Here is a 5,533-nt window from a genome sequence, read left to right on the forward strand (position 1 = left end):
CCACCTTCACCGCGACCGCCCGCCCGCCCGGCGACGACCCCAGGAACACCTGGCCCATCCCGCCGCCGCCGAGCCGCCCGGCGAGCCGGTACGGCCCGAGCTGCTCCGGGTCGCCCGCCTCCAGCGGCGCGTACGCCTCCACTCCGCTTGCCCTCTCCATCAGACGGTGCCCGAGAGCACGCGCAGAACGTCGTCTTCCTCGACATAGAGCCGGCCGTCGATGAGGCCCAGGCTCCCGCCCACGTGCTCCTGCCACAGGCGGGTGCCGCTGCGGGCGTCGAGGGCGTAGAGGTTGCCGGCGCCCTCGTCGCTGCCGTCGTCGAACAGCACCTTCCCGTCCTGGACCGACACCAGATGGGCCTCGTCCACGCCCGGCTTGTGCCGCCACAGCGGCTTGCCGGTAGCGGCGTCGAAGGCGCAGACGTAGCCGTCGTTTTCGAAGTAGACGACGCCGTCCTCGACGATCGGGGTGCCGGCCCCGCCGGCGATGGCGGGGTCCCAGGAGGCGCCCTCGAAGCCCTGCTTCCACGCGTACCGGCCCGTCGCGGCGTTCACCGCGTGCAGTGAACCGTCCCGGACGCCGTAGTAGACGGTTCCGTTCGCGGCGATGGGGGACGTTTCGATCTCGTCCCCGACCTTGAGGCGCCAGAGGTTCGCGCCGGTCTCCGCGTCCACCGCGCGCAGGGTGCCGTCACTGATCACGGCGAAGACGACTCCCCCGGAGACGGCCGGCCCCTTCTTCGAGAAGCCCTCGTAGCGGTTCCGCCACAGCTCCCGCCCGGTGCGGGCGTCGCGCGCGATCAGCCGGACGTCCGACCCGTACATCTTCTCCCCGACCACCTCGATCGACGGATGGATGCCGTTGTCCTTCCACTTCCACAGTTCCGCGCCGCTCGCGGCGTCCCGGGCATAGGTGTAGTCGCCGGCGCCGTAGTACACGATCGAATCGGTGGCGCCCAGGAACAGCGGGCCCGTCGGGACGCCCACGCCCAGGGAATGCGTGTACTTCCAGCGCAGCCGGCCGTTCTCGGTGTTCAGGGCGTACAGGCCGCCCTTCTGGTCGTCGATGTACGCCGTGCCGCCGATCACCTGCGCCAGGTGCATGCCCTCCTCCAGCGGGAAGGTCCACAGCTCCTTGCGCTTCGGTTGCCCGGACGCCTCGGCCTCGCCGTCGTCACCGGACAGACGCACCGCGAGGACGACCGCCGCGACGACGACCCCGACCGCCACCGCGGCGGCCACCGCAGCCAGGACCCGGCGCCGCCCGCGGCTGAGCGCCGACGTCCGCCCCACCGAAACAGGCGAAACAGCCCGACCCGGCGGGACGGGGCCACCAGGCGAAACGAATCCACCGGGCGGGACAGCGCCGCCGGGCGGGACAGCGCCACCCGGCGGAACGGAACCACCCGGTGGGGCGGGCGTGCCGGGCGCGGGCAGGAGCGGTGCGGAGCGGACGCGGAGGACGTCCGTCGCGACCGGGGCGGGCAGCCAGCCCGCCTCGGTGAAGAAGCCGGCGGCCTGCCCGGTGCCCGCCAGGCGGCTCAGCTCGCCGACCAGGTCGGGGACGGTGGGACGCCCGGCGGGGTCCCTGGCCAGGCAGCGGGCGGCGACGGCCGCGAGCGCGGGCGGTACGCCCGTCAGGTCCGGTTCCTCGTGGACGACCCGGTAGTTCAGGGCGTGGGCGTGCCCGGCCCCGAACGGGCCGGTGCCGGTCGCCGCGAACACCAGCACGGCGCCGAGGGCGAAGACGTCGCCGGCGGCGGTGACCTCGTCGGCCACGAGCTGTTCGGGGGCGATGAAGCCGGGCGTGCCGATGACCATGCCGGTCTCGGTGAGCTCGGTGGCCTCGGCGGCCCGCGCGATGCCGAAGTCGATGACGCGCGGGCCGTCCGCCGCCAGCAGCACGTTCGACGGTTTGAGGTCGCGGTGCACCACGCCCGCCTCGTGGACGCTCTCCAGGGCCTCCGCCAGTGCGGCGCCCAAGGCGAGCACCGTGCTCTCCGGCCAGGCGCCGTGCGCGGCCACCGCCGCCTCCAGGGAGACCCCGGGCACGTACTCGGTGGCCAGCCACGGCGGCGTCCCCTCGGGGTCGGCGTCGACCACGGCGGCGGTGAAGAAGCCGCTCACCTGGCGGGCCGCGTCGACCTCCCGGACGAACCGGCGCCGGAACCCCGGGTCCTCCGCCAGCTCGGCCCGCACCGCCTTCACCGCGACGGCGCGGCCGCCCGGCGACAGGGCGAGGAACACCGTGCCCATCCCGCCGCCGCCGAGCCGTCCGGTGATCCGGTACCGCCCGAGCCGCTCCGGGTCGCCCGCCCGTACCGGCGCGACACCGCTCACTCGGCTCCCTCCCCGGCCGCGGTGCCGGGATCCGGCACGGCCGTGCCCGGCGTCAGGCGCATGATCATAGTCGCGGTTCTCCATCGTCGGCGGGGGGATCGGACGGCTCGCCTACAGATAGACGCTACTGTTCGACAGAGAGTTCGCTCGTCTCCGGACGCGGTTCACGAACCCGCGCCCGCCGTTGGGAACCGGTACCGGCCGTCAGTCGTCGGGGCCGGTGTCCTCCGGTTCCAGGTCCAGGCCGGAGGCCGCGGCCTGGAGGTCGAGCAGGATCGCGAAGTCCTCGTCCACCCGGCCCGTCCCCACGCTGGCCTGGACGAGCTGTGCCGTGAGCGCCGTGACGGGCACGGGGACGCCGAGGCGGCGGGCCTCGTCGAGCCCGAGGTCGAAGTCCTTGCGCAGCAGGACGGGCGTGAACGTCGGCGTGTAGTCGAGGTTCACGAACGCGGGCGACTTGTAGCGGGTGAACTCCGAGCCGAGCACGCTGCCGTTGAGGAACTCCAGGAACGCGCGCCGGGAGACGCCGCCCTTCTCCGCCAGCACCGTGATCTCGGCCATCGCCTGCGTCACGATCCCCAGCATCAGGTTGTGCGCGATCTTGACCAGCCGCGCGGAGTCGCCGTCGCCGACGTAGGTCACCGACCTGCCGATCCGCTCCAGCAGCGGCGCGGCGAGGTCGTAGGCGTCGCGCGGCCCGGACACGACCAGGCTCAGCCCGCCGGCGGCGGCGACCCCGGCGTTCCCGCTGACCGGCGCCGCGAGGAACCCGGCGCCCCGCTCCGCGCAGGCTGCGCGGACGCGTGCCGACGACTCCGGGGAGACGGTGGAGGAGTCGACGACGGCGCGGGGGACGCGGTCGCCGGCGAGCAGCCCGTCCGCGCCGAGCAGCACGTCCTCCAGGGCGGCGGACGACGACACCATCGTGAAGACGACGTCCTTCCCGCGCAGGTCGGCGATCGACGCGGCCACCGCCGCGCCGTCCTCCCGGAGCGGCTCCGCCTTGGCGAGGGTGCGGTTCCAGGCGGTGACGTCGGTTCCGGCGCGGGCGAGCCGCCCGGCCATCGCCGTGCCCATGCGGCCGGTCCCGATCCAGCCGACCTTCGGTGCCGCCATGCCGACCCGGTACCCGTCAGCGCAGGTCAGGAACGTCCGCCGGGCCACCACGTCCGGTCGCCGAGCCAGGTGACCAGGGCGGGCACCTGGAGCGACCGGACGAGGAGGGTGTCGATCAGGACGCCGATCGCGACGGCGAGCCCGACCTCGGCGACCGTCATGTCCGGGATCTGGGTGAGGGCCAGGAACGTGCCCGCCAGGACGAGCCCGGCGGCGGAGATCACGCCGCCGGTCGCGGTGAGGCCCCGGCGGACCGCCTCCGCCGTCGCGGCGCGGCGGCGCTCCTCGCGGACGCGCTCCATCAGGAAGATGTTGTAGTCGACGCCGAGCGCGACGAGGAACACGAAGATGTAGACGAACAGGTCGGCGGCGACGCCCCCGTGGCCGAGCGCGTGCGTGAACAGCAGCGCGGAGACGCCGAGCGCGGCGGCGAAGGACAGCACGACGGTCGCGAGCAGCACCAGCGGCGCGACGACCGACCGGAGCAGCAGCCCGAGGATCACGGTGATCGCCAGCAGCACGAGAGGCACGATCCGCGCGGTGTCGCCGAGCGCGGCGTCCCGGTAGTCGGCCTGCACGGCGGGCATCCCGCCGACGAGCGACCCGGGCGCCGCGTCGCCGAGCCGGTCGCGGAGCCGGTCGATGACGTCGGCGGCGCCGTCGCCGTAGGGCGGGACGGCGAGTTCGACGCGCAGCGTGCCCCGGCCGGCGAGCGGAGGCGTCTGCTCGACCTTGGCGACGCCGTCCGTCGCGGCGGCGGCCCGTTCGGCGACGGCCACGGTCGCGGGCGCGGCTCCGGCGGGCAGTACGACGGCGAGCGGGTCGGACGCGCCGTCCGGGAAGTGGTCCGCGAGCACCTGACGGCCGGTGACCGACTCGCTGTGCGGCGGCACCTTGTCGACGGGGTCGGCGCTGACGTGCAGGCCGGTCAGCCCGAGGGCGGCGGAGCCGAGCGCGCCGGTGACGAGGACGGCCACGAGCCGGGGGCGGCGCCCGACGAGTCCCGCGACGGCGCCCCAGAGCCGGTGCCGCCCGGCGCCGTGGTCCCGCCCGGGGGACGGGACGCGCGGCCACAGCACCCACCGTCCGGCGCAGGCGAGCAGGGCGGGGAGCAGGGTCAGCATCGCCGCGAGCGCCACCGCGATCCCGGACGCGGCGACGGGCCCGAGGCCGCGCAGCCCGGCGAGGTCGGCGACCAGCAGGCACAGCAGCCCGGCGGTGACGGTCGCGGCGCTCGCGACGATGGCGGGCGCGGTGCGGCGCAGCGCCTCGGCGAGCGCCTCGTGCCGGTCGGCGTGCCGGGCCAGTTCCTCGCGGTACCGGTCGAGCAGCAGCAGCGCGTAGTCGGTCGCGGCGCCGAACACCAGCACGATGAGGATGGCGGACGACAGGTCGGTGACCGCCAGCCCGGCCCGCGCCAGGCCGTAGGCGCCGCCCCGGGCGACCATCACCGCCAGCCCGGCGGCGAACAGCGGCACCAGCCACAGGACGGGGCTGCGGTAGGTCAGCAGCAGGAGGACGGCGACAATCGCCATGCTGGTCAGCAGCAGCGGGCCGTCCACGTCCCCGCCGTCATTGTCGACGTCGAGCCCGGCCTCGCCGGTCACCAGGGCGCGCAGCCCGGCGGAGTCCGCGTCGGGCATCGCGGTGCGCAGCCGCTCAACAGCCGTCGCGACGGTGTCGTCATCGGCCTGATGCGGCTGGATGCCGACGGTGAACAGTGCCGCCGAGCCGTCCGGTGACGTCTGCACCGGCCCCGGTGTTTGCACCCCCGGTACGCCGAGCGCGGCGGCCTCCTCGCGGGCGTCCGCGATCGCCGTGCGGTCGGCGGCGGTCAGGGCCCCGCCGGACGCGCGGTGGAAGACGACGACGGCGGTCTCGGCGTCCGGGTGCGCGGGGTCGGGCTCGGTCAGCCGGGCCACCTCGCTCGACTCGAACCCGCCGGGCAGGTAGGCGGCGGAGTCGTCGCGCTGCACGTCGCCCAGCCGGGACGCGAACGCCGTCGCCGCGATCGCGAGCGCGATCCAGGCGAGGAGCACCGGCCATTTCGCGGCTCTGATCGTCCGGCCGAGGCGGG

At 75.1% G+C, this 5,533-nt stretch carries 3 protein-coding genes; all 3 read right to left on the reverse strand.

Going from position 1 to position 5,533, the window contains the following annotated elements; translation table 11 throughout:
- Positions 1-159 precede the first annotated feature (159 nt).
- Positions 160-2,340 (reverse strand): serine/threonine-protein kinase, encoded by a 2,181-nt coding sequence (locus ETD96_RS40550; RefSeq protein WP_205719711.1) that lies wholly within the window; start codon positions 2,338-2,340, stop codon positions 160-162.
- A gap of 204 nt (positions 2,341-2,544) precedes the next feature.
- Complete coding sequence (locus tag ETD96_RS40555) at positions 2,545-3,456, reverse strand: NAD(P)-dependent oxidoreductase (protein WP_138641793.1); 912 nt, start codon at positions 3,454-3,456, stop codon at positions 2,545-2,547.
- Between the two features lie 26 nt (positions 3,457-3,482).
- On the reverse strand, positions 3,483-5,533 hold a 2,051-nt coding region (locus ETD96_RS40560), incomplete at its 5' end, for an MMPL family transporter (protein WP_138641794.1).

Origin of the sequence: Actinomadura geliboluensis (assembly GCF_005889745.1) — a bacterium.
GTDB lineage: Bacteria > Actinomycetota > Actinomycetes > Streptosporangiales > Streptosporangiaceae > Spirillospora > Spirillospora geliboluensis.